Source organism: Arthrobacter sp. MDT1-48-3 (assembly GCF_054511015.1).
The window spans coordinates 25,992-51,824 of sequence record NZ_JBTNDL010000007.1 but is presented as its reverse complement, the minus strand read 5'-3'; the positions used below and the strand labels follow the sequence as shown (position 1 = coordinate 51,824).

The 25,833-nt window shown below is 68.9% G+C and carries 16 protein-coding genes; 13 read left to right on the top strand and 3 right to left on the bottom strand.

What is annotated here, in order from left to right:
- The first annotated feature begins 57 nt into the window (after positions 1–57).
- Positions 58–4,896 carry an NAD-glutamate dehydrogenase gene (locus ACX80L_RS14220; protein WP_459290408.1) on the top strand — a complete coding sequence of 1,613 codons (4,839 nt, stop codon included), beginning with the start codon at positions 58–60 and terminating at the stop codon, positions 4,894–4,896.
- A 133-nt stretch (positions 4,897–5,029) separates the two neighbouring features.
- Positions 5,030–6,505: a sensor histidine kinase gene (locus ACX80L_RS14215; protein ID WP_133080927.1), complete on the top strand. Its 1,476-nt coding sequence runs from the start codon at positions 5,030–5,032 to the stop codon at positions 6,503–6,505.
- Between the two features lie 104 nt (positions 6,506–6,609).
- Here ACX80L_RS14215 and ACX80L_RS14210 read toward each other — a convergent pair whose 3' ends face one another.
- Positions 6,610–6,858 (bottom strand): WhiB family transcriptional regulator, encoded by a 249-nt coding sequence (locus tag ACX80L_RS14210; protein WP_055769355.1) that lies wholly within the window; start codon positions 6,856–6,858, stop codon positions 6,610–6,612.
- 242 nt (positions 6,859–7,100) lie between these two features.
- Here ACX80L_RS14210 and ACX80L_RS14205 point away from each other — a divergent pair, with 242 nt between their 5' ends.
- Positions 7,101–7,523, top strand: coding sequence for a hypothetical protein (locus ACX80L_RS14205; protein WP_459290406.1), 423 nt, complete (start codon positions 7,101–7,103; stop codon positions 7,521–7,523).
- Here ACX80L_RS14205 and ACX80L_RS14200 read toward each other — a convergent pair.
- Entirely contained in the window at positions 7,486–11,592 is a 4,107-nt protein-coding gene (locus tag ACX80L_RS14200) for an FtsK/SpoIIIE domain-containing protein (protein ID WP_459290404.1), read from the bottom strand. The two genes, ACX80L_RS14205 and ACX80L_RS14200, sit on opposite strands and share 38 nt — an antisense overlap.
- Positions 11,593–11,794: 202 nt before the next feature.
- Between ACX80L_RS14200 and ACX80L_RS14195 the strand changes: the two genes are divergently transcribed.
- The 6 genes from ACX80L_RS14195 to ACX80L_RS14170 all read left to right on the top strand — a co-directional run bounded on the left by ACX80L_RS14195 (position 11,795) and on the right by ACX80L_RS14170 (position 19,931).
- Complete coding sequence (locus ACX80L_RS14195) at positions 11,795–13,846, top strand: SGNH hydrolase domain-containing protein (protein WP_133080923.1); 2,052 nt, start codon at positions 11,795–11,797, stop codon at positions 13,844–13,846.
- A 126-nt stretch (positions 13,847–13,972) separates the two neighbouring features.
- Entirely contained in the window at positions 13,973–15,160 is a 1,188-nt protein-coding gene (glf, locus tag ACX80L_RS14190; RefSeq protein WP_459290401.1) for a UDP-galactopyranose mutase, read from the top strand.
- Positions 15,157–17,187, top strand: a complete 2,031-nt coding sequence (locus ACX80L_RS14185) for a glycosyltransferase (RefSeq protein ID WP_459290399.1) — start codon at positions 15,157–15,159, stop codon at positions 17,185–17,187. The genes glf and ACX80L_RS14185 overlap by 4 nt, the downstream gene beginning before the upstream one ends.
- 41 nt (positions 17,188–17,228) lie before the next feature.
- Positions 17,229–18,074, top strand: a complete 846-nt coding sequence (locus tag ACX80L_RS14180; protein WP_133080920.1) for an ABC transporter permease — start codon at positions 17,229–17,231, stop codon at positions 18,072–18,074.
- 2 nt (positions 18,075–18,076) lie between these two features.
- Complete coding sequence (locus ACX80L_RS14175; protein ID WP_133080919.1) at positions 18,077–18,820, top strand: ABC transporter ATP-binding protein; 744 nt, start codon at positions 18,077–18,079, stop codon at positions 18,818–18,820.
- A gap of 79 nt (positions 18,821–18,899) precedes the next feature.
- Positions 18,900–19,931, top strand: a complete 1,032-nt coding sequence (locus tag ACX80L_RS14170; RefSeq protein ID WP_459290397.1) for an ABC transporter substrate-binding protein — start codon at positions 18,900–18,902, stop codon at positions 19,929–19,931.
- A 107-nt stretch (positions 19,932–20,038) separates the two neighbouring features.
- Here the strand turns inward: ACX80L_RS14170 and ACX80L_RS14165 are convergent, their stop codons facing one another.
- On the bottom strand, positions 20,039–22,120 hold the full coding sequence (locus ACX80L_RS14165; RefSeq protein WP_459290395.1) for a DUF6541 family protein: 2,082 nt from the start codon (positions 22,118–22,120) through the stop codon (positions 20,039–20,041).
- A 197-nt stretch (positions 22,121–22,317) separates the two neighbouring features.
- On the opposite strand from ACX80L_RS14165, the gene ACX80L_RS14160 reads away from it, so the two are divergent.
- From ACX80L_RS14160 to ACX80L_RS14145, 4 genes are read left to right on the top strand one after another with little or no spacing between them, the layout of a single operon-like run.
- On the top strand, positions 22,318–23,091 hold the full coding sequence (locus tag ACX80L_RS14160) for a glycosyltransferase family 2 protein (protein ID WP_244186040.1): 774 nt from the start codon (positions 22,318–22,320) through the stop codon (positions 23,089–23,091).
- Complete coding sequence (locus ACX80L_RS14155) at positions 23,088–23,495, top strand: DUF2304 domain-containing protein (protein WP_133080916.1); 408 nt, start codon at positions 23,088–23,090, stop codon at positions 23,493–23,495. Before ACX80L_RS14160 ends, ACX80L_RS14155 begins: the two co-directional genes overlap by 4 nt.
- Positions 23,495–24,391 carry a glycosyltransferase family 2 protein gene (locus tag ACX80L_RS14150; protein ID WP_459267001.1) on the top strand — a complete coding sequence of 299 codons (897 nt, stop codon included), beginning with the start codon at positions 23,495–23,497 and terminating at the stop codon, positions 24,389–24,391. Before ACX80L_RS14155 ends, ACX80L_RS14150 begins: the two co-directional genes overlap by 1 nt.
- A gap of 2 nt (positions 24,392–24,393) precedes the next feature.
- The gene (locus tag ACX80L_RS14145; RefSeq protein ID WP_459290393.1) at positions 24,394–25,818 is read left to right on the top strand and encodes a lipopolysaccharide biosynthesis protein; all 1,425 of its coding nucleotides are present in this window, start codon (positions 24,394–24,396) and stop codon (positions 25,816–25,818) included.
- The last annotated feature ends 15 nt before the right edge of the window (positions 25,819–25,833 follow it).

Here is a 25,833-nt window from a genome sequence, read left to right as displayed (position 1 = left end):
TCCTTGGTAAGAGGTCGCAACGGAGCGGCCTTTCATTTCGTTACGGAGGCCATCCCCATGTCGTCTGGATCCAGGACAACGGATCAGTTCAGCTCGGACACGTCAGGGGAGGAATTCGTAGAGCACTACTTCGAGCATCTCGCACTCGAGGACGCTGCCGGCTACGCACCGATCGACCTCCGCCAGCGCGCCTTCGCGCACCGCGATCTCGCCGGGTCCCGCGAGCCCGGAACCGCCGCCGTCGGTGTCATCGACCAGGGCGCCTCGAGCATCGTGATGATCGTCACCGACGACATGCCCTTCCTGGTCGACTCCGTCACGGCGGAGCTCGTGCGGCAGAACGCGGCCATCCAGCTGGTGGTCCACCCGACCTTCGTCGCGGTCCGCGATGAAGGGACCCACGCGCTGGCAGCACTCAAGCGCGTCCCGTCCACGGCCGGCGCCTCCAGCGGTGACACCGCCGCCCTGCCCAACGTCGGGGACATGATCGGCATCTCCGGCAGGGCCGCCCACATCGAGTCCTGGATGTCGGTCGAGGTCTCGCGACTTCCCGACGCGGCGGCCCGGCACTCGGTCGTCGACGGACTGCATCGCGTGCTGGGTGATGTCAGGTCTGCCGTCGAGGACTGGCCCGCCATGCGCGACATGGTGCGCTCCATCGAGTCGACCCTGGGCTCGATCGCGGGGGCCGAGGACATCCCCGACCTGCGGCAGGCACAGGAGCTCCTGCAGTGGCTCGACGACGGCAACTTCACCTTCCTCGGCTACAAGGAGTACGACCTCGTGACGGACGAGGGAGGCGCCGACGCCCTGCGGGTCCGTGACGGCAGCGGACTGGGCCTGCTGCGGAACGGGACCGGCGGAGGGCACCTCCAGCAACTCACCGCGGCGGGCCGCGCGAAGGCCCGTGAACGCCGCGTCCTCGTCATCACGAAGGCCAATTCCCGGTCGACGGTGCACCGCGCGGCATACCTCGACTACATCGGCATCAAGAGCTTCGACGCGCAGGGCAACGTGAACGGTGAGCGCCGCTTCATCGGACTCTTCGCCACCAGCGCCTACACCGGCTCGGTCCGCAACGTCCCCCTGGTCCGCGACAAGGTCACCGAGGTGCTGCGCCGGTGCGGCTTCCCGTCCGACTCGCACTCGGGGAAGGATCTGCTGTCCATCCTCGAGACCTACCCGCGCGACGAGCTCTTCCAGATCGAGGTCTCCGACCTGGTGTCGACCGCACTCGGGATCCTGCGGCTCCAGGAACGCCGGCGGACGCGGCTGTTCCTGCGCCCGGACGTCTACGGACGCTTCATGTCGGCCCTCGTCTACCTTCCCCGCGACCGGTACACCACGAGCGTCCGGCTGCGGATCGAGGAGGAACTGAGGACCGCGCTCGACGCGGATTCGATCGATTTCGAAGCCCGGATGAGCGAATCCGCCCTCGCGCGGCTGTTCTTCCGCATCCGGCTGCAGAAGGGAGCCGAGATCCCCGCGGTCGACGCCACGGAGCTGGAGGACCGTCTCGTGCGCGCCGCCCGGTCATGGTCCGAGGGCATCGTCGAGGTCGCGCAGGACAGGTTCGAGCAGGACACGGCCCAGCGTCTCGCGGCGCTGTGGGCGGAGTCCTTCCCGCCCAGCTACCGCGTCGACTACGAGGTCGAGGACGCGCTGGAGGACATCTCGCGCTTCGAGCGTCTCCCCGCAGCGCAGGCCGGGGCGCTCCAGCTGCACGTCTACGTGCCTGAGCGGCAGGATCCCGGCACGGTCGAGGACGCTCGCCTCAAGCTCTACCTGGCGGAGGCGAAGAGCCTCACGCAGATCCTGCCCTACCTCCACAACCTGGGTCTCGAGGTGCTGGACGAGCGGCCGTTCGAGATCACGCGGTCGGATAATCGTTCGTTCTTCCTCTACGACCTCGGCCTCCGGTACCCGGCGGGGATCTCGCCGCTCGGAACCGCACCCCTGCTGCAGGACGCCTTCACCGCCGCGGTGACCGGACGCAGCGAGTCCGACCAGTTCGACCGCCTCGTGCTGAGCGAGGAGCTCGGGTGGCGCCAGGTGCTGATCCTGCGCGCCTACGCGAAGTACCTGCGCCAGATGGGCAACACCAATTCCTACGGCTTCGTCGCGGACACGTTGCAGCGCAATGCCGTCGTCAGCCGTGCCCTCGTGGCGCTGTTCACGGCGCGTTTCGATCCCGACCTCGACGGGGACAGGGAGGTCGCCATGGCGGCCGCCCGGGCCGCGCTCGACGAAGGACTGGAGGGCGTGGCGACCCTCGACGCCGACCGCGTGCTGCGCACCTTCGCGAACCTCATCGAGGCGACCCTCCGGACCAACTACTTCCAGGACAAGCGCCACGTCAGCTTCAAGTTCGACACCGCGCGTATCGACGGAGCGCCGTTCCCCCGGCCCAAGTTCGAGATCTGGGTGTACTCGCCCCAGGTCGAGGGCGTGCACCTCCGGTTCGGCAAGGTGGCCCGCGGCGGCCTGCGCTGGTCCGACCGCCGGGAGGACTTCCGGACCGAGGTGCTCGGCCTGGTGAAGGCGCAGACGGTCAAGAACGCCGTCATCGTGCCCACCGGTGCCAAGGGAGGCTTCTTCGCGAAACAGCTCCCTGATCCCGCGGCCGACCGGCAGGCCTGGCTCGCGGAGGGGCAGGCGAGCTACCGGACCTTCATCCGGGGCCTGCTCGACATCACGGACAACGTGATCACGAACGGTACGACCGAGTCGGTCCTGCCTCCCGCCCGCGTGGTGCGGCACGACGACGACGACACCTATCTGGTGGTGGCGGCCGACAAGGGCACGGCGTCCTTCTCGGACATCGCCAACGAACTCTCCGCCGAGTACGACTTCTGGCTCGGTGACGCCTTCGCCTCCGGTGGCTCCGTCGGCTACGACCACAAGGCCATGGGCATCACCGCCCGCGGCGCCTGGGAGTCCGTCAAGCGGCACTTCAGCGAGTTCGACGTGGACACCCAGACCGACGACTTCACCGTGGTCGGTGTCGGTGACATGAGCGGCGACGTCTTCGGCAACGGCATGCTCCTGTCCGAGCACATCCGCCTGGTCGCGGCATTCGACCACCGCCACATCTTTCTCGACCCTAATCCGGACGCGGCCGCGTCCTTCGCTGAGCGGCGTCGGCTGTTCGAGCTTCCTCGCTCGAGCTGGGAGGACTACGACACGGCGCTGATCAGCGAGGGTGGCGGGGTCTACCCGCGGCAGGCGAAGTCCATCCCCGTCTCCCCGCAGGTGCGGGAAGCACTCGGGCTCGAGGACGGCGTGTCGAAACTCAGTCCGCCGGAGCTGCTCCGCGCGATCCTGCGGGCGCCTGCCGACCTGCTGTACAACGGCGGCATCGGGACGTACGTGAAGGCGACCGACGAGACGCACGGCGAGGTCGGGGACCGCGCGAACGATGCCATCCGCGTCAACGGCAGTGAACTGCGCGCCCGCGTGGTCGGCGAGGGCGGCAACCTCGGCATGACCCAGCGGGGCCGGATCGAGGCCGCACTTGCGGGCGTCCTGCTCAACACGGACGCCATCGACAACAGCGCCGGGGTCGACTGCTCGGACCACGAGGTCAACATCAAGATCTTCGTCGACCGGATGGTGCGTGCCGGGCGCCTGCTGCCGGAGGAGCGCGCGGAGTTCCTGCACTCGATGACCGACGAGGTCGGCACCCTCGTGCTCCAGGACAACATCGACCAGAACGTCCTGCTGCTCAACGACCGCCAGCGGGTCATCGAGTGGAGCCCGAGCTACGAGCGGATGATGGACTGGCTCGAGAAGAAGGCGGATCTCGACCGCGACCTGGAAGCGCTACCGTCGACGGCCGAGCTCCGCCGTCGCCTCGACGCCGGCCAGGGCCTCACGTCACCGGAACTGTCGGTGCTGGCCGCGTACGCCAAGATCGAGCTGACGAAGGTCCTGTCCGCCAGCACCCTCGCGGACGACCCGTACTTCAGCGGCACCCTGCGCCGCTACTTCCCGCGCCGGCTGGTGGAACGGTTCGACGACCTGCTCGACACGCATCCGCTGCGTCGCGAGATCATCTCGACCGTGATCGCCAACGACATCATCAACCTGGGCGGCATCACCTTCGCCTTCCGCGTGATGGAGGAGACGTCGGTGCCGGAGCCGGTCATCGCCCGCGCCTTCGTGGCTCTGCGCGAGATCTACTCGCTGGACGAGACCGTCGACACCCTCGCGGCCCTGCCCGCGGGATTCCCGACGGACCGCTGGACGACGGTGCACCTGGACCTGCGCCGCCTCCTCGACCGCGCGGTGCGCTGGTTCGTCAACCACGTGGAGCCCGGCACGACGGTGGACGCCGACATCGCCGCCTTCCAGCCGCTCGTGGCCCCGTTCCGGGCCCGGCTCTCGGAATACCTGCGAGGCTGCGACCGGGAGCGTGCGCGCGAAGCGATGGAGACGGCGACCGAATGGCACCTGCCGGAGGAGCTCGGCCGCCACTGGGCCGAGCAGTTCGAGTCCTTCGCGCTGCTCGACATCGCATACAGCACGCGCCGGGTGGACGAGCCGGTCGAGAACATCGCCAAGGTGTACTACGCGGTCTACGACCGCTTCGAGGTGGACGACCTGCTGGAGCGGATCACCACGCTGCCGCGGACGGATCGCTGGCAGGCCCTGGCACGTGCAGCCCTGCGCGACGACCTCTACTCCACGATCGCCGACATCTCCGTCGCCGTCCTGCGGGCCTCGCAGGACCTGCAGGACCGCGATGCGGGCGAGCGCCTCCTGGCCTGGCAGGAGCAGAACGCGGACCAGTTGCAGCGGGCCAGCAACATGTTCGCGGAGGTCAACCAGCTGGAACAGGACGACATCTCTTCCCTGTCGGTCGCGCTGCGCCTCCTGCGGTCCATCGTGCGGTAGCGGAGCCCGCCCCGGCGGCCCGGGCGGGGCGATCGGGGTGACAGACTGGACCTGCGGCACACTGCGCCGCAGGTCCGGTCCGTCCCGGGCTCCGACCGCGCCGACGTACTGACCCGAGCAACAGAGAGACTCCATGGCTATCTTCACTGACCCGATCCGCGAGTACGCAGGATTCGAGCCCGGCGACGCCGAGTGGCTCCATCTCCTCGTGGGGGACTGGCAGATGGTGGCCGACCTCGCGTTCGCCGACCTCGCACTGTGGTTCCCCCTCGACGGCGGAGGCTACGTCGCCCTCGCCCACGCGCGGCCCTCGACCTCGCACACCGTCTTCCACAGCGACTTCGTCGGGGAGCGCATCCGCGCGGACCTCCAGCCCCTCGTCGACATCGCCTGGGAGTCGCAGAAGATCGAACGCTCGGGCGAGACGAACTGGACCACCGAGATGGCGATGCGCGTCGAGGCGGTCCCAATGGTGCGCAACGGCCGTACCCTCGCCGTCGTCACCACGCACATGGACCTCTCCAGTTCCAGGATGCCGTCGAGGCTCGAGCTGACCTACCGGCAGTGCGCCTACGACCTCCTGCGCATGGGGACCCTCGGCCTGTGGCCCGACTTCGCGACGCCGACCGGTTCCCGGCGGGGCGCTCCGCGCGTGGGTGACGGGTTGATCCGCCTCGACGTCGACGGGATCGTGCAATACGCCAGCCCCAACGGTGTGTCCGCCTTCCGACGGTTGGGCGATGTGGAGACCCTCGAGGGACGGCCCCTCGCGGAGATCACGACGGCGCTCCTCAAGGATCGGAGGATGGTCGACGAGACGCTCCCGCTGGTCGTCACCGGCCGGATGCCCTGGCGCACCGAGATCGGGTCCCGCGGGGTCAGCCTGTCGCTGCGGGCCATCCCGCTCCGCGATGAGAAGGAGCGCTTCGGCGCCCTCGTGCTCTGCCGGGACGTGTCCGAGCTCCGACGCCGCGAGATGGAGCTCGTGTCGAAGGACGCGACCATCCGGGAGATCCACCACCGCGTGAAGAACAACCTGCAGACCGTCGCGGCGCTGCTCCGGATGCAGTCCCGCAGGATGGTCAGCGACGAGGGGAAGCTCGGACTCGAGCAGGCCATGCGACGGGTGTCCACCATCGCCCTGGTCCACGAGACGCTCTCGCAGGGCCTGGCCCAGAGTGTCGACTTCGACGAGCTGATCTCCCGGCAGTTCCGCCTGTCGGCGGAGGTCGCCTCACCGTCGCAGGCGGTGCGCACCGAGCGCAGCGGCGACTTCGGGGAGCTGCCGAGCGATCTCGCGACACCGCTGGCCCTGGTGATCAACGAACTGGTCACGAACGCCGTCGAGCACGGATTGTCAGGACGCGCAGGGACGGTATGGCTGATGGCGAACCGCCGGACGGAGCCGGACGGCGAGGAGATCCTCCGGGTGACGATCGAGGACGACGGCGTCGGGCTGCCGCCCGGAGGGCACGCGGAGGGCCTCGGCCTGCAGATCGTCCGGACGCTGGTGACGAGTGAACTCGGCGGGACGATCGAGTGGAGCATCCGCCCCGGCGGCGGAACCTCCGTCACACTCGAGCTGGGACTGCACCTCAACCAGAATTAGCGCCCTGACAACCAGCACCGCAGGAACGACGAAGGGCCGCCCGATGGGCGGCCCTTCGTCGTACCGGTTCGTGTTCCGGCGCCGGCCGGATGATCCGGCGTCGGTCAGGAGGCGCGGCGGGCCCGAGCGGCCCGGCGCTTGAGCGCACGGCGCTCGTCCTCACTCAGTCCACCCCATACTCCGGCGTCCTGGCCGGACTCGATGGCCCACTGCAGGCAGGTGTCCTGCACCTGGCAGCGTCGGCACACGCTCTTCGCCTCTTCGATCTGAAGCAGCGCCGGTCCGGTGTTGCCGACCGGGAAGAACAGCTCCGGGTCCTTGTCCAGACAGGCCGCGCGACTACGCCAATCCATGGTGATCACATTCTCCTCTAGCCTCGCTCACCGTGAGTTTGTGAAAACATTCACGAGGGGGCTCATAGTAAAGGGGCCGACGTGGGCCCCCGGGTTTGCACTGCTTTTAAGGCTGTCACGTTACTACTGGGTAAACAAGGGGTTTTACCGTCCTAATTGATCGGATGGGTGAGTGGTTTGTCACAGCACCGCCGCCTTTCGTCGGCCAGGAGGGCGCCCGGCCCGTCGGGTAGGGTTCGAGAGTGGCCACAGACCCAGCCCCGCATTCCTCGAACCGACCTCGCGGCGTCGTCCTGATCGCCGCCGTCCTGGTCCTCGAGGCGGTAGCGCTCGTGGTCCTCGCCGTCGGTTCTCTCGGGACGGTCTTCGCGGCCGATCCGGTGTCCGTGGGAGGCTCGGTCTTCCTGGCTGTCCTGCTGCTGCTGGTCGCCGCGGCTCTGGCCGTGATGGCCCGCAAACTCGTCGCCGGCTTCCGGTGGCCCCGGTCCCCGTCGCTCGTCGTCCAGCTGTTCCTGGTGATCCTCGCCTTCCCCTTCTTCTCCTCCGGGAACCCGGTGATCGGGCTCGCACTCATGGTCCCCGCCGCCGCCGTCATCGTGACCCTGTTCTCGAAGCCGGTCGTCGGTTTCACGGCGCGGCCCACGGGGGACGGGCGGATTCTGTAGGCCTGCTCGGAGGCGGGGGACCGGGTGTCCACCGCGTGGCGGCGCAGGCGACCTGGACCTCGACGGCTCCCGCCGGATCGCAGGCGTATCCCCGTCCGGGTACGGGTGGCGTGTCCAGGTCGAAGCGGGCCCCGAAGAAGTCGCCGTCGCCCGACGACCTCGGCGCCAGGACGAAGCCCCGGCCTGTGCTGCGCGCCTGGAGCGAGAGCGGCACACGCGTCATCAGCATGGGCCCGGGTGCCGCGGACAGGACGGCCGCGGCACCGCGGGCGACGAACTCCGAGAGCACCTGGTGCACATCGGCCGGAAGGGTGTCCGCGTCGTCGACCACCAGGATGCAATGCTCCGGCCGGCAGGCAGTGGAGCCGGGGTCCGCGATGCCCCGCCAGAACTGTACGGCTCCGATGCCCGGCGGTGGTGCCACCGGGACGCGGTGGGATCCGCTGGACGCCGAGGCCGCGGAGAGCACCTCCAGGGCATTCGTGCGCCCGGAGGATGCACGCCCCAGGACCAGGTACGCCTCGCCCGGGTGCAGGGGGACGAAGTAGGGGTGCAGGTCATCGCCGGAGACTCCGAGCAGGAGGTCGTGCCGTCCGCCTGCATCCCCGCCGGTCCGGCGGACGAGCGCTTCGAGCATGACGGTCTGCGGCAGCGGATGGACGGGGAACGGGCGGCGGGCAGGCGGGCGGGAAGCGTGACCGGCGGGGGAGGGCCCGAGCGCCAGCTGGCATGCTGCATCCCCCCAGCTGCCCGTGATGCGTCCCTGGGCGAGCCCGCGACCCATCACCGCATCGAGCGCCGGCATCGTCGGCCAGGTCAGCGTGGTCTCGGCGTGCGCGCCGAGGGGCAGGTAGACGCGGTTCGGCAGCAGGGCGAAGAACCGCGACGTGGTCAGGTCACGATCCCCGGTGACGAGCACGGCCACCCCGATCCTGCTGCCGTCCCGCGCGATGGTCAGGAGGTCCTCCTCCGCCCGCGCGGAACGACCGGCGCGGAACTGGCTGCTCCACCGGCCCCATCCGGTGATGGCGAGGACGATCCGCGGAAGGTCCTCCGGCGGCTCGACGCGGAGTGCGGCGAGCCGCTCGAGCACCCGGGCGGCTCGCCGCGTCTCGTGCGACGGCACATGGGCGCCGACCTGGGGCAGGAGCGCGGAACCCGACAGGCTCCCATCACCGTCGAGCAGGTACAGGTGGAGATCAGGGTCCGCGTCCAGCAGGGATGCCACCGCTCCTCCGAGAGCCTCCGTCCCACCGCTGCCGGGCAGGCCGACCAGCGCCAGGTGCGAATGGTCCGCCGGCCGCCACTGCAGGAGCCGCTGTGCCTGGTGGTCGGGGAGATCGGCGATGCCGAGCAACGCACCCGTTGCGGACGCCGCTTCCCGTGACGGGTCGGCCGGCAGGAGGGCGGTGCACGCGGCCGGTCCGACGGAGGTCGGCAGCGGAGGCAGGACCGGCGGAGCCGGACGCCCGGCCGCCATGCCGGCTGCGGCTTCGGCGAGCGCCGCCGCCGCGCGCTCGAGGACACCGCGATCCTGACCCGATCCAGGGGCGGCGCGTCCCGTCCTGGTCGGTCGCCGATCGGAGGGTGGCTCCCGTCCGCTGCCCGCGACAGGACGTTCCGCCGGTTCTTCGCGTGCGCCGCCGCCGAGGTAGGTGACCAGGTCCTGCCACCCGGAGGAGAGGTCTGCCGCGGCGGCGCTTGAGCAGGATGACACCTGGAAGGCGACCGGCGGCTCCGCCCCCCTGCGCAGGAAAGCCCTGCCGGGGGTGCCGACGGGCAGATCGGCTGCCACCCCGGATCCGAGCAACTCCTGCGACTCCATGGCCGTCTGGACCCTCAGCAGCACTGTCGAGGTGAGGTTCGCCCGCATGTCCGGCGGAACCGCGCCCTGCACCCGCTGTGTCGCGAGGACGAGGTGGACGCCCAGGGAGCGGCCGAGCGCGGCGAGCTTCAGGAGGTCGGCACCGGCCGAGGGGACGTCGTCGCTCAGCATCCGGAACTCGTCGATCACGACGACCAGGCGTGGCGGACACGAGGACGGCGACACCGCGCGTAGTTCGTCCAGGTCGGAGGAGGCGTGGTCGGCACACAGGCGTTCACGGCGTCCCAGCTCGGCGCGCAGCGAGGTGAGGGCACGAGCCGTCGACTCGACGGACAGGTCTGTCAGGCTACCCACGCAGTGGGGGAGCGCTGCGAGCGGACCCAGGGCTGCGCCGCCCTTGTAGTCGATCAGCAGCAGTGCCAGCTGCCGGGGCGGCTGGTCCATCGCGAGTCCCAGCACCAGGGTCCTCAGGAACTCCGACTTCCCGGAGCCGGTGGTGCCTGCGACCAGGAGGTGCGGGCCGTCCTCGACCAGGTCGACGAGGGCGGGGCCGGTCGCCGACGCGCCGACGTGGGCGACCGGTCGTCGGGCGTCGGCCGTGGGCCAGCGGCGTCGTGCAGTGCGGACGATGCTGTCCGGGGTCGGCTGCCCGTCCCAGAAGGAGACGGACCGTGGGACCGTGCTGCGGACCGCCCGGACACCGGGCCGGTCGACGGCCGCGGATCCTGCTCCGTCCGCTGCCGCCCGTGCCAGTGCCCGTGCCGTCCGCTCGAAGACCTGCGCGGAGACGCCGTCCGGCACCACGTCGTACTCGCATCCGCCGATGGAGGCCCGGGCAGTTCCCGCACCGATGGTCAGGTGCCCACCCGGCGGTGCCGCCTCCGCGGCAGCGCCCCGGGCAGCGAACCACACCAGGGGCAGCCCGGTGAGCTCCGGCAGGTCGGGCAGGTCGTCGGAGAACTGGAGGACCAGCCGGATCCCGTGCTCGCGGAGGAGCGAGGCGAGCGTGACGGGATCCCTGGTGACGCGGACGTTCGGGAGGAAGCGGGCCGCCTGCGGAAGATCCGGGACCGATCCCCAGCAGATGATGGGCGCACCGCCGGACCCCGGATGGGCCACCTGCAGGAGCACGGCGCGGGCCAGGGCCTGCACGGCCCCGTCCTCGCCCGTGATGGTGACCCGCCGGCTGCCGGTGGCATCCGTCCGTACCGGGCACGGCAGGTGGAGCGGCAGTCCGGGAAGGATGGGCGGGATGAAGGGCACACCGGTCGGCCCGCTCGCGAGGCGGGCAGGCTGATCCGCCGTGCCGAGCCTCAGCAGGAGCGGGTCCCGTGCAGGCGACCGTGACCGCGGTGGAGGTCCAGGTCGCCGATGCAGCGCCCGCAGGGCGTCCAGGGCCGTCTGGCCGGGTTCGGGGACGGCGCGGGTACGCCGGTCGCGGTCCCGTTCCGCGGCGGTTCGCACGGCGCGCAGGAAATCCCGGGACTGGCGGCGGTACGCGAGCAGGGGCACGAGGCCGGTACCGGCGGACAGGGCGCTGAAGGCGAGGAAGAACCACATCCCGGTGGCCAGGGCCAGGACGACACCGAGGACGAGCGGTAGCAGCGCGGTGAGGACCATGGTGCGGGATGGCCGGCGGGGGACGTCCTGTCCGACGGCCAGGGGCTCGAGGATGTCCCCCGCCGGTCCGGGCACCCACCCCGCATCGTCCATGAGCTCGATCCGGCACCGGCTCGCGCCGAACCGGAGCCCGGCGGAGACGGTGATGCCGGTGCCGATGATCCGCGCGTCATCGACGAACGTCCCGTTCGCCGACCCCAGGTCCTCGAGCAGGATGGAGTCCGCCGTGACGGTGAGGAGCGCGTGCCGCCTGGAGAGGGACGGATCGGCGATGACGATGTCGCTGCCCGCACGTCCGATCGTGTAGCCGCCCCGCGTGAGCGGAATCACCTGCCCGGCGTCGGGACCCGCGCACACCACGAAGACGAGGTGGGGGACGTGCGGCGGTCCGGGTGCTCGCCCGAGCGGCCCTGCCACGATGATCGCCCCGTCGACGAGGGCTCCGCTGTGTGGCACCAGTGTGTTCAGGGACCGGCCGTCCACGGAGAACGGTCCGCTGTAGCCGGCCGCCTCGAGCTGGGCGGCGAGCGCGCTGCCGGTCCCCAGCACCTCCGGGTCCACGACGATCTCCCGCGTGGGAGAGCTGTGCGGGGGACTGCTCGCGAGGGTGACGTGCAGGTCCATGGGGCCTCCTGGGACGACGGGTGCCTCCGAGGCTAGGATCGGTCCGGGTGCGCGTCGGGCCGGCAGGGTGCGTTGTGGACAAGGCCCGGGGCGTCATCGGGGCAGGCCGGGTGCCGTCGGCGCCGAAAGCCGGGGGCGCCTGCCGGGATCGTGGAGGTCCTCCCGGTACAATCGTTCATCGTGCCTACCCTGAAAGCCCGCCATGGCAGTCGTTGACGTCAGTCCTGCTGCCCTCTCCCGCAGTGGGAGACGCAGCAGCGATCGGGGTTTCCGCCCCGAAGTGCAGGGCCTGCGGGCCCTGGCCGTCCTGATGGTCGTGTCCTACCACGTCTGGTTCGGCCGCGTGTCGGGCGGCGTGGACGTCTTCCTCCTGATCTCGGCCTTCCTGCTGGCCCTGTCGTTCCTCCGCAAGGTGGAGTCGGGGAAGCCGCTGGACCTGGTCCGACACTGGCTTCACCAGTTCAAGCGGCTGCTGCCGGCCGTCGTCGTCGTCATCGTGGGTGTCCTCGGGGCGAGCTACGTGCTGGTCCCGCCGTCGCGCTGGCCGGGGATCATCGAGCAGTCGTGGGCCTCCCTGTTCTACGCGCAGAACTGGGTACTCGCGTCCGACGCGGTCGACTACTACGCGGAGGACCACAGCCTCGCGAGCCCCCTGCAGCACTTCTGGTCGCTCTCGGTCCAGGGCCAGGTGTTCATCCTGTGGCCCCTGCTGTTCCTGGCCAGCTCCGTGCTGGCGCGGCGATACCGGCTGAAGTTCCGCGGTGTCGTCCTGCTGGTGTTCGGGGCCCTGTTCGTGGCATCGCTCGCGTTCTCGGTCTGGGAGACCTACACGAACCAGGCCTACGCCTATTTCGACACGCGGGCGCGTCTGTGGGAGTTCGCCTTCGGCACCCTGCTCGCCCTGGCCCTGCCCTTCATCCGCCTGCCGCGCGCCCTGCGCATCGGAGCAGGGTGGGCCGGCGTCGCGGCGATGCTCAGCGGCGGGTTCCTCCTCGACGTCCAGGGCCAGTTCCCGGGATACGTGGCACTGTGGCCCCTGGTGGCCGCAGCCCTCGTGATCGTGGCCGGACAGACGGACAGCCCGGTGGGAGCAGACCGCTTCCTCTCCTCGAAACCCCTGGTCCGCGTGGGTGATCTGTCCTACGCGCTGTACCTGTGGCACTGGCCGGTCCTCGTGCTGGCCCTCGTCTGGCAGGACAGGACGTCACCCGGCGTGCTCGGTGGGTTCCTGGTCATCGCGGTGTCGCTGGTGCTGGCCTATGCCACGATGCGTTTCGTCGAACGGCCGATGCGGGCACTGGCGTGGGCGGACAGGCGACGTCGTCGCGCGGTGATGGTGCTGGTCGTCAGCGTTGCGCTCGTCGCGGCACCGCTGACCCTCTGGCAGCAGGCGATCACGCAGCAGGCCCGGGAGATCGCCGCGAATGCCGACACGAACAACCCGGGTGCGCTGGTGCTGGACCCGCTCCTGAACCTGTCCGCTCCCGAGAACGTGCCACCCATCCCCGCGACCACCGAGCTGAGCAAGGAGTACTTCCAGCTCGACCGGTTCTGCGACGGGGAGGACGAACCCGACGACGAACTGCTGCGGAAGAACTGCAACGTCATCATGCCGCCGTCAGCGCCGGTGCTCGACATCGTCGTCGTGGGCGACTCGCATTCCCAGCAGTGGTCCGTCCCGCTGGCCCAGATGGCCCAGGAGCGGGGATGGAAGATGACCTTCGTGCTCCTCGGAGGCTGCAAGTACGGTGCGGGCCCGGAGGGACGCACGCCCGAATGCGAGCAGTGGAATGCAGCGGTCACCGACTATGTGCTCGACCAGTCACCCGACCTCGTCTACACGGTCGGGACCGTCGCGCGCAGTGACGACCCCCAGGACGTCCTGCCGGCGGGTTTCGCGCAGACCGCGAGGATGCTCGACGACAACGGCATCCAGGTGGTGGCCGTCCGTGACAACCCGCGATTCACGACCGACAGGGTCCTGTGCGTCGAATCGCAGGGGGCGGAGAGCCCGGACTGCAATCCTGCCCGCACCGCGACCCTCAGCGATCGGCCCCCGGTCGACGAGCTGCTCGAGCAGGCTCCGGACGTCGCATTCCTCGACTTCACCGACTACCTGTGCCGGGCCGAGGACTGCCCGGCCGTCGTGGGCAACATCTTCGTGTACATCGACGAGAACCACGTCAGCGCCACCTACCTCCGATCCCTGACGCCGATCTTCGCCCAGAGGTTCGACGAGGCAGTCCAGCTGTAGGCCGGTCGCAGGTCCGGTGGCCGTGCAGGCGCACGCCCACCGACTCCCATCGTTGGAAGGTCCGTGGCTCCCGTCGGGTAGCCTTGAACGGGCATGTCCGTTGTTCGAATCAACCCAGGAGCATTTGTGAACGTTGACCTCGTTGTCGTTGGATCGGGCTTTTTCGGCCTGACCATAGCTGAACGGGCGGCCACTCAGCTCGGCCTCAAAGTCGCCGTGCTCGACCGGCGTCACCACATCGGTGGCAATGCCTACAGTGAGAACGAGGCCCGGACCGGGATCGAGGTGCACCGCTACGGCGCCCACCTGTTCCACACCTCGAACGAGCGGGTGTGGGACTACGTCCACAACTTCACCGAGTTCACGAACTACGTGCACAAGGTCTACACCCGCCACAAGGGCGAGGTGTATCCCATGCCGATCAACCTCGGCACGATCAACCAGTTCTTCCGCTCGGCGCTCGGCCCCACCGAGGCGCGCGCCCTCATCCAGGAGCAGGCCGGAGAACTCGCCGGGACGGATCCGCAGAACCTGAACGACAAGGGCATCCAGCTGATCGGGCGCCCCCTCTACGAGGCGTTCATCAAGTACTACACGGGCAAGCAGTGGCAGACCGATCCCAAGGACCTCCCGGCCGAGATCATCTCCCGCCTCCCGGTGCGGTACACCTACGACAACCGGTACTTCAACGACAAGTACGAGGGCCTGCCGGTCAACGGCTACACCGCCTGGATCGAGCGGATGGCGGACCACCCCAACATCGACGTCCACCTGAACACGGACTTCTTCGAAGAGGGCCACGAGTACTCCCGCTCGACGACCCTCGGCCAGGTGCCCGTCGTCTACACCGGACCCGTCGACCGGTACTTCGACTTCGCCGAAGGCGACCTGTCCTGGCGCACCATCGACCTCGAGGAGGAAGTCCTCCCGATGGAGGACTTCCAGGGCTGCTCGGTGATGAACTACCCCGACGAGGACGCCGCCTTCACCCGCATCCACGAGTTCCGCCACTTCCATCCGGAACGGGACTACACCAAGGACGCGACGGTCATCATGCGCGAGTACTCCCGGTTCGCGGAGAAGGGCGACGAGCCCTACTACCCGATCAACACGACCGACGACCGGGCGAAGCTCCTCGCCTACCGCGACCTGGCGAAGGGCGAGAAGTCGGTCCTGTTCGGCGGCCGGCTCGGGACCTACAAGTACCTCGACATGCACATGGCCATCGGATCCGCCCTGAGCATGTTCGACAACAAGGTCACCCCCCACTTCACCAGCGGGCAGGCATTCGAGAGTGGCGGAGTCGACGCGTGACCATCGGAGCGACCCAGGACAGCAGCAGCAGGACGGGATCCGACAGCGCCGTGCTCCAGGTGGTCCATAAGGTCGTCCTCCCGGTCGAGGGCGACACCGACGTCCTTCCCCTGTACGTGGACTTCAGCCCCGCGCGACGGATCGTCGACCCCTCGCGCCGGGCGATCCGGCAGGGGGCGCCGAAGACGGCAGCCACGCCTCCCACCCTGAGCCACCAGCGGTCCGACTTCATCGTCGGTCGATCGAGCCTCAAGCTGCCGGCCCACCAGCGGGTCTCCCTCGGGACCTACTTCAACGCCTTCCCGGCCAGTTACTGGCGCCGTCACACCCCGGTACGCTCCGTCCGCCTGCGGGTCGAGGTGGGCGTCGAGGACGGCGCGGAGGCGTCGGTCATCGTGTACCGGTCCAGTCCCCGCGGCACGTCGAACAGGGTCGACAGCGCGACGACGACGGGGAACGGCGAGCTGGTCTTCGATCTGCCGCTGACGGCATTCGTCGACGGCGGCTGGTACTGGTTCGACCTCGTCGCGCACGACAAGGAGGTGCTGCTCACCCGGGCCGACTGGTCCGTGCCCGCCGCGTCGGCGCGCAGCCACGGGTCCCTGTCCATCGCCGTGACGACCTTCAACCGCCCCGAGTACGCGGTACGGCACATGACGACGCTCGCGGACGATGCCGACCTGCTCGAGGTCCTGGACCGCCTGATCATCGTCGACCAGGGGAACGATCTGGTCGCGGACCAGGACGGCTACGCGTCGGCAGCCGCACGGCTGGGCGAGAGGTTCCGCCTCGTCGAGCAGGCGAATCTCGGTGGGTCGGGCGGTTTCGCGCGGGGGATGGAGGAAGCCCTGCGGGCGGACGACAGCGGCTATGTCCTGCTGCTCGACGACGACGTGAGCATCGAGACCGAGGGCATCCTCCGCGCCCTGCACTTCGCGAACTTCACCACCGACCCCACCATCGTGGGCGGCCACATGTTCAACCTCTACGAGAGGTCGGTCCTGCACACCTTCGGCGAGCAGGTGGACCGACGGAGGTTCTTCTGGGGACCCGCGGCGAAGAGTCTCGAGGGCCACGATTTCGCCGAGCGCAATCTGAGGATGACGCCCTGGATGCACCGCCGGGTGGACGTCGACTACAACGGCTGGTGGATGTGCCTGATCCCGCTGGAGATCGTCCGCGAGATCGGGCTCGCCCTGCCCGTGTTCATCAAATGGGACGATGCGGAGTACGGGGTCCGGGCGCAGAAGGCCGGCTTCTCCACGGTGACCCTGCCGGGTGCAGCGGTCTGGCACATGCCCTGGACGGAGAAGGACGACACGATCGACTGGCAGGCGTACTACCACCAGCGCAACCGGTGGGTCGCGGCGCTCAGCCACTCACCCTTCGATCGCGGGGGCCGGATGCCCTTCGAGAGCTTCGCACTCGACGTACGGCATCTCCTCTCGATGCAGTATTCCGCCGTCGCCGTCCGCGTCAAGGCGCTCGACGACGTCCTCGAGGGACCGGGACATCTCCATGCGACCCTGGGGGAGCGGCTGCAGTGGGTCCGGACGACCCGTCGCGACTTCACGGATGCGCGCGTGCTGCCGAACATTTCGGACTTCCCCGAGGTCCGGGAACGGAACAGCCACCAGAACATCCAGGAGCCCGCGACGGTCCTCGAATCTCTGGTACGTGCAGCTCTCGCCATGGCGTCCCAGCCGCGGCGGGTGTCCGCCGACGCCGCGGAGCGCCCCACCGTCGAGGTGCCGGCCATGGATGCGCGGTGGTGGCGCCTCACCCGCTTCGATTCCGCGCTGGTCACCGCGTCGGACGGGACGGGAGCGTCGTGGTACCGCCGCGACCGGAAGATGTTCTTCTCCCTCCTCGGCCAGACCGTGTCACGGCACTGGAAGCTCGTGAGCAACTGGCCCGAACTGAGGGGACAGTATCGGGAAGCCCTGCCCGGGTTCACCAGCCGCCAGGCGTGGAACGAGACCTTCCGGCGGTTCTCGAAGGAGACCGAGGGAGACACGGCAGATTGAGCAGCGGCATGCGAGGATCCGCAGCAGGTCCGCCGAGTGCCATGCAGACACCCGGTGCCGGTGGCGGGCTCACCGCCGTCCTCCGGAATCGGTTCCTGCTGCGCCTGCTGGTCCGAAAGGAGATCCGGGTCCGCTACCGTGGATCGGTGCTCGGCCTCCTCTGGTCGTACCTGAAGCCGCTCCTGCAGTTCTCCGTGTACTACGTCGCACTCGGCATCTTCCTGAATCTGCAGGGCACGACGGAGAACTACGCCGTCTACCTCTTCTCCGGGATCGTGCTCATCAACTTCTTCACGGAGGCTTTCGGCAACGCGACGCGGTCGATCGTCGAGAACCGTGACCTCATCAAGAAGATCTACCTCCCTCGGGAACTGTTCCCCATGTCGGCGGTCTGGGTCTCGGCCGTCCACTTCTTCCCTCAGGTGCTCGTCCTCGGAGGTGCCTGCCTGATCGTCGGCTGGCGTCCGGACGTCCTGCAGCTGTTCCTGGTGCTCGTCGGGTTCCTCATCGTCGCCTGTCTCGCCACCGGGCTCGGGTTGCTGTTCGGGGCCGTCAACGTCTACTTCCGCGACGCTGAGAACCTCGTCGACATGATCCTCATGGTCGTCACCTGGGCGTCCCCGGTCCTCTACAGCTGGAACCTGGTCAGCGACGCCCTCGGCCCGTGGTTCTTCCTCTACCAGTTGAATCCCATGACCGTGGCGGTGGAGCTGTTCCACTACGGGTTCTGGGTCCCCACGCTCGACGCCGCATCGGCCGGCCCTGCGCTGATGCCGGACATCCTCGCCGTATGGGTGCCCACGGCCGCGGTCGTGTCGGTGCTGATCCTCCTCCTCGGCCAATTCGTCTTCCGGCGCCTGTCGGCCAACTTCGCCCAGGAGCTCTGAGAATGCCTACCGATGCGATCGTCGCCACCGGACTCCAGAAACGCTTCGTCCTGCGCCACACCCGATCGCTGAAGGAGGCGTTCGTCTGGTTCGTCCGCGGGCGGCACGGTGATCTCGTGCAGAAGTTCAACGCGCTCGACGACATCAGTTTCACCGTGCGGAGCGGTGAGACGGTCGCGCTGCTGGGGCTGAACGGGTCGGGCAAGTCGACCCTCCTCAAACTGATCTCCGGGGTGCTGCAGCCGGACGCCGGGGTGATCCGCACGAGGGGCCACCTCGCGGGGCTGATCGAGGTCGGGGCCGGTTTCCACCACGACCTCAGCGGCCGGGAGAACGTGTATCTCAACGGCGCCATCCTCGGCATGTCCCAGCGGGACATCGAGGAACGGTTCGCCTCCATCGTCGAGTTCGCCGAGATCGGTGAGTTCATCGACACCGAGGTCAAGTTCTACTCGTCCGGCATGTACCTCCGGCTCGCGTTCTCGATCGCCGTCCACACCGATCCGGACATCTTCCTGGTCGACGAGATCCTCGCCGTCGGGGACGAGCCCTTCCAGCGGAAGTGCCTGGCGAAGATCCGGGAGCTGGCGGCGGCGGGCAAGACCCTCATCGTCGTCAGTCACGACCTCGACCTGGTGTCGAGCGTCTGCGAACGCGGGATCCTCCTGGAGAACGGTCGGCTGGTGAAGGACGGCGAGGTGTCATCCGTCGTCTCGGAGCTGAGACAACGCGCGAGGGACCACTAGGAGGTCCCCACCAGACGGCGTCCGCCGTCGGGCACCTCGGGAATCGCCGGGACTGCCAGGATTCACGAGAGGAAGATCTGTGAGAGACGAGAGCGCCCGCAAGGCATCTCCTGCGATGAGCCGTCGGACCGTCATGCTGGGGATGCTGGGGTTGCCGTTCGTCGTCAGTGCGTGCACCGGCGCCGGCGAGGAACCGGGGAGCGACGCGGGTGCCTTCCCGGTCGACATCGCCCACCGGTTCGGGACCACCACCGTCCGGAAGCAGCCCCTGCGCATCGCGACCTTCGGCTTCGCCGCCGCGGACGTCTGCCTGGCGCTCGGGATCGCACCGGTCGGCATGCCGGGATCGAACGCCACACCGTGGTACAACCTCCGGCGCATCGCCGAGGAGACGCTGATGCCGGTCCTCTACGCGGACGAGCTCGACCTCTCCCTCGCCGCGATCGAGGAGCTCGAGCCCGACCTGATCTTCACCCTCGGCGCCGACATCACGCGGGCCCAGTACGATCAGCTCTCGGAGATCGCCCCGGTCGTCCACGGCACGACGGCGGGGAAGCCCACCTGGCGTGAGACGGTCGACGTCGTCGCGCGGGCGATCGGACGTGCCGACGAGGGCGCCGACCTCGTCCGGGACACGGAGCGGACGATCCCGGCGTCGGTCTCCGATTACCCTGATCTGGCAGGGGTCACCGTCCTGGTCGTCGAGGCCTTTCCCGTGGCCGGAGCCGATCTCGCCGTCTACGGTGAGGCGTCCGGCCCTGCGAACCTCCTCGGCGAATTCGGCCTGCGGCCGGCACCACTCCCTGCCGGCATCGCGAACGCCGGCGAGGTCGAGGACGACGTGTTCGGTCGTGTCGGGCAGCTCCGCTGGCCACGCGCGCAGGCGGAGGAACTCCGGGCGCAGGTCCTGGTCCTCGTCGCGGAACGACAGCGGTCCCAGGAACTGGCCGACGAACTGGGCCCCGATCTCGACGAGGCGACCCAGGTCGTCATCGCACCGAAGGACGAGATGGGTGCAGCCATGATCATGGAGTCACCCCTCAGCATCGAGTGGCTGGCCCGGAACTTCATCCCGGTCCTGGCGGAGGCAGCCTTCAACGCGCAGCAGTAAACCTGCACCGCCGGGAGTCCGGCGACAACGTCGGCCGGACGACGGCGCCGGCTCCCGTCCGGAGACGGGGGGGTGGAGCGGCCCAAGGCGGCCGGCCCTGCTCGGTCTCAGGGCTCTTCGCACACATCCACGCGATAGAGGCGGGCGTCGCCTTCCTCCGCGACCAGTGAGATACCGGGAGCGCTCTGATCCGCGAGGGCGCGGAAACCGATGTAGGGCTCGTCCCCGGGTACGACTTCCTTGTCACCGAAGTCGAGGGCCCAGAACGCCCGTTCGTCCGTGATGGCCTCGCACACGGAGGGGTTGTAGCCTGCTTCGTCCCAGTGGTCGAGCAGCGTCTGCTCGGTGTCCGTGCGGTCACCGAAGATGTGGGGTGCCACGGTCTGCCGGTCAGCGACCGCATAGACGAGCGACGCCCCGGTGCGGGGATTGCCGACCACCACGTCGCCTGCCGGCACGAGATCGGGGACGCGTTCCAGGAGGGCGAGCTCGTCCGTGGTCAGGAGCGGGGACTCCTCCTCGAGCGCGAAGACCTCCCCCATGCGGATCTGGACCCCGGCCAGGGTGCCTCCCTGCGTCCCCACCCCGAGCAGGAGGACGACGGCCGCTGCGGTGATCGGATGACCGGTGAGCCGGGGGATCGCCTGGCGGACCCGACGCGCGACCGGGAGGCGCCGTCGGGCGCCGATGCTGTGGTCGGCCGGCGCCAGCTGCGTGCCGAGCACGCGCAGCCGGCCCGTCACCCACTCGGCACCGAGGACGCTCAGGGGGAGCGTGACGACGGGAAGGAGGGCGGCGAGGCGGAAGCTGTCGTTGTACCAGACCCCCGTGAGGAAGGTGCGGAACCAGCCGAGGTTCCAGCTCGAGACGACCATGTACAGCACGCCGGCGATGACGAACATCATGAGGACCCACCACAGGTCCCGGAACTGCCGGGCCGCGACGTAGATCCCGGCGACCGTCAGGACCAGGAGGATCCAGGCCGTGGTCGCTCCCATCGGCGCACTTCCGAGGATCTCGCCGATCGCGCGGGCATTGGTCTGGAACGGCGTCCACGGCGCGAAGGCCAGGGACGGCCGGACCTTCAGCCAGGCGACGAGCGTGACGCCTGCGTAGAGGACGAAGACGACGCCCCACAGTACGGGGCGTGCGTGGCGGTCCGCCCCGCCGTGGCGGAACCGGAACTCCCGCACGGCTCGTCCTGCGACCACGGGACCCGCGAATGCCAGGAGGGCGAGCAGCGTGCTGGGATGGGCGAGCGCGAGTCCGGGCAGTACCGCGGCGGTGAGCAGCCCTGCGGAGATGGAGAGCGTCCGGCGACGCTCCGGCGTCATCCCAAGGGCTTCGACGACCAGGCCCAGGGCAGCGGGCAGCAGGGCGATGGCGGCGTGGTTCGGGTAGAGGACCCCGAAAGCGACCATCAGGTAGGGGAACCCGCTCATCCCCGCGCACAGGACACCGGCCGCGAGCAGGGGGATGGCCCGATAGCCGATGACCCGGCTGATCAGGAACACGCAGGAGAGCGGCCACACGACGGCACCCAGGAGGATGGTGCCCACGTTGACGGCGACGGGCACGGAGACGCCCGTCATCATGACGACGAGTGCCATGAGGTCGTGCATGGCTGCGGGATAGAAGGCCTGGGAGGCTTCCGTCAGGTTCCCCAGGGTCAGCGCGGAGCCGTTCTGCGTCTCCGCGATGTGCTTGACCGCGTTGAGGTGGTAGACGTTGTCGAAGGTCTGCGAGAAGTTCTCGGGGGAACCGAAGCCTGCGATGTAGCGGGACCCGATGATGATCGCCGGGAAGGCGACGGCGACCGGGACCAGCAGTCTCCGGACCCAGGTGGGAAGCCCGTTGCCGTCCATCGGCTGGTTGTCCACCAGCTCGACGTCCCCGAAGCGGCGGACGGAGCGGAGGCCGGCGGACCCGTTCCGTCCGAGCAGCCGTCGGGCGAGCAGCACTACCGCCGCCAGGCCCAGGGAGAAGAGGAGATAGGACACCGGATTGAACCCGACGCCGAGATAGGGCAGCACGACGGCGAGGCACGAACCGATCGACATGGAGATCGGGGCCGACAGGGCGACGAGGGCGACCCGCCGGACACCGGCGGCTGCGAGGACGACAAGCCCCGGCCCGAAGAAAACGAGTACCGCGCCAGCGAAGGCAGGGGCTGTAGCCCACCAGCTCATATGGTCAATCTCCTCGTCGTATCTCTGAGGTCCACGTTCCGAGGACACAGTGCTGGCCCTGTAAGAAGATGGTCACCCTCCGTGGCTCTCCGGAGCCAGGACGCCCGGTGGCCTGCTTGAGACGCGGCAGACCACGGTCGGCGGCTCTCGAGCGCTCAGCACCGAGGTCGCGACGCCTATTGCTATGATTGCACACCATGGGTAAGAGACCGCCTTCCGGCATCCTGATCGTCATGCCTGCCTGGAATGAAGCAGAGGCGATCGGTGACACCATCAGGGACATCAAGCGGGTGGAACCCGGAATGGACATCCTCGTGGTCGATGACGGATCACGGGACGACACGGCGAGGATCGCAGAAGAGGCCGGGGCCGTCGTCCTGAGGCTCCCCTTCAACCTCGGAGTCGGCGGCGCCATGCGCACCGGTTTCAAGTACGCGCTCCGCAACGGCTACTCGGGTGTGATCCAGGTCGATTCGGACGGACAGCACATGCCGGAGGACATCGCGAAGGTCCTCCAGGGCCTCGAGAGAGCCGACATCTCGATCGGCGCGAGGTTCGCCGGCAAGGGGGAGTACCAGGCCAAGGGGCCGCGTCGCTGGGCGATGTCGCTCCTCGCCAGGGTCATCTCGCGCGTCGCCGGTACCAGGCTGACCGACGTCACCTCCGGTTTCCGCGCCGTGAACCGGCGGGGACTGCACCAGTACATCGAGCACTTCCCGGCGGAGTACCTCGGAGACACGATCGATTCGCTCGTCGTCGCCCTGAAGTCGGGCTGTACCGTGACACAGGTGCCCGTCGAGATGCGCGTGCGCCAGGCCGGTACTCCCAGCCAGAGCCCGTGGAAAGCATCCATCTACCTCGCGCGGTCGGGCCTGGTCCTGTGCTTCGCCCTCGCCCGCAGAAGAACCCCGCGTGACTACCAGGCTCCCTCGACCGGGGACATAGCAGGAGAAGGACCCGTACCAGCATGAGCGTGGCATTCTCACTCTTCTCCTCGATCCTGATCGTCGCCGTCGTCCTCGTGATGCTGCGCAACGGGAAACTACGCGAGAAGTACGCGATCCTCTGGCTCGTCATCGGCACCCTGACGATCGTCCTGGCGCTGTTCCCCAGCCTCCTGGAATTCGCAGCCGACGCGGTCGGCGTGATCGTGCCGTCCAACCTGCTCTTCGCGCTGTCCATCCTCCTGCTCGTGGGCGTCTCCCTGCACGTGTCCCGCGAGCTGACGATCCTCGAGGACGAGACGCGGATCCTCGCCGAAGAGGTATCGATCCTCCGGGCGGCAGTCGAGCGGCTGAACAACCCGAAAGCCACCCCTGTCCCCCGGCACGGGGCCGAGAACCCGATGAACTTTGACCAGCAGAGGAAAGATTGATGACTATAGACGTGATGTTCCCCTATTACGGGGACGTGGCGATGATGAAGGCGGCCGTACAGTCCGTCCTCGACCAGGACCACCGGGACTTCGTGCTGACCATCGTGGATGACGGGTTCCCCGACGATTCACTGCCGGCATACTTCAAGGACCTGACGGACTCGGACGACCGCGTCCGGTACTTCAGGAACGAGGTGAACCTCGGCGCGAATGCGAACTACCGGAAATGCCTGTCCCTGATCGAACACGACTACGTCGTGATCATGGGCGCGGACGACCTGATGCTCCCGAACTACCTCTCGGTGGTGCACGAGGGTTTCTCGCGCCAGTCCGTGGACATCATCCAGCCGGGCGTCGAGGTGATCGACGAGAACGGGACCATCTACCAGCCGGTTGGTGACCGCGTGAAGAGCTACCTCCGGCGCCGGCTCGTGGGGGAGAGCGCGAGCGCGGTCGTGGCAGGGGAACCGCTGGCAGCGAGCCTCCTCACGGGTGACTGGCTGTACTTCCCGTCCCTCGCCTGGCGGTCCGAGGCCATCACGCGCCACAGCTTCAGGGAGCAGTACGACGTCGTCCAGGATCTCGCCCTTGCGACCGACATCATCATGTCGGGCGGGAAGATGCTCGTCCTGGCGGAGACCTGCTTCCAGTACAGGCGCCACCGCGAATCCGATTCGTCCGTGCGTGCACTCGACGGCCGGCGCTTCGCCGAGGAGCGTGCCTTCTTCGACGAGTGCGTGAAGGACTTCCAGCGGCTCGGCTGGAACCGCGCCGCCACGGCCGCGAGCCGTCACGCGTCGTCGCGGCTCCACGCCCTCACCCTCCTGCCGCAGGTGGCCCGGCGCCGGATGTGGGGTGGCATGCGCAAGCTGACCGCCCACGCCCTCACCAGATAGCGATGCCCAGCGGGTCCGCATCACCGCAGCCTGCGCAGGCCCGCCCGACCGTCTCCGGCACGTGGTACCTCGTCGGGTCGCTGCTCCAGGGGCTGGGGTTGCTGCTCATCCAGCCCTTCGCGATCCGGATCCTCGACGACCGGCAGTGGGGGATCGTCTCCACGTCGGTGGTGACGATCCAGGTGCTGGTCGTCCTGATCTCGGCAGGCCTTCCGCTGGCGATCACGAACATCTGGTTCGCCCGGGAGCGGGGACAGGACCGGTCCCGGGCCATGTACGGCTTCATGGCCGTCGCCTCCGCCGCCCTGGCTGCCGTCGTCGTGCTCTGCCTTCTCGGCCTCGGTGCCCTGGGTGCGACTGGTGTCGCCTCGAGCACGGTGCTCTCGGTGATCAGCGTCGGGGTGCTCGGTTCCGTGCTGGGCGCGCAGGCTGTGCTCAGGGCACAGAACAGGCCCGGGCGTTTCGTGCTCCTGAGCATCGGCTCGTCCGTCCTGGCGAACCTGCTGGGCCTCGTGGGCCTGATCCTCATCGCGCCCACCGCGGAGGTCTATCTGGGCGCCTACACCCTCGCGGTCGTCGCCACGGGTGCCGCTGCGCTCGTCCTGGCTCGGCCGCGCCTGCCGTGGCGAGTCGCCGGTTCGAGCGGTGAATCGGTCCGGATCGCGGTGCCGCTGCTGCCGCACACGGGTGCGCTCATGCTGCTCACGCAGGGGTCCGTGCTGATCCTGGCGTTCGCCGCCACCGTGGAGGCGGCAGGCCGGTTCGGAGCCGTCCTCATCTTCGCGCTGGGGCCGATCACGATCCTGAACGCGCTGAACAACGCGTGGTCGACGCGCATGATGTCCGCCGGCAGCGGCGGACTGGTCGACGTGACCCGGCGCGTGTCCATCGAGGCCGTGGCCTGGTCGGTGGGGGTGGGGCTGCTCGCCTCGTCCGGAGCGGCAGTGGGGTCGTCGATCCTGTCGACCGAGCCCGAGCTGGTCTGGCCGATCGCGGTCACCCTCCCGCTGGTGTCCACCGGGTACGCGCTGTTCCTCGTGACCTCCAACCTGCTGTACATCGCCAACGGGACCAGGCGCCTCGCCGTCGTGACGCCCGGCATCCTGGTGGTCATCGCGCTCCTCGCCTACTGGCCCGCGTCGCAGGCCGACGTCGTGGTGGTCGCGATGGCCCAGGTGCTCGGGTTCGTGTGCCTCGGCCTGCTGACGTACGGGATCGTCCGAGGGACACCCGCGGGCAGGAGCGTGCCCCTTCCGCTCTTCCTCGGCGGTATCGGAGGCCAGGTGATCGTCGTGCTCCTGCTCGGTCTCGTCCCTTTCAGCGTCACGGCCGGCATCCTCGAGGTGGCCGTCGTCGGTGCCCTCCTGGCGGCGCTGTTCCTCCTGCGGTCCCGGCGGAACCCGGACCGGACGCCGTCGGGCTCCTGACCCGGCGCAACCCCT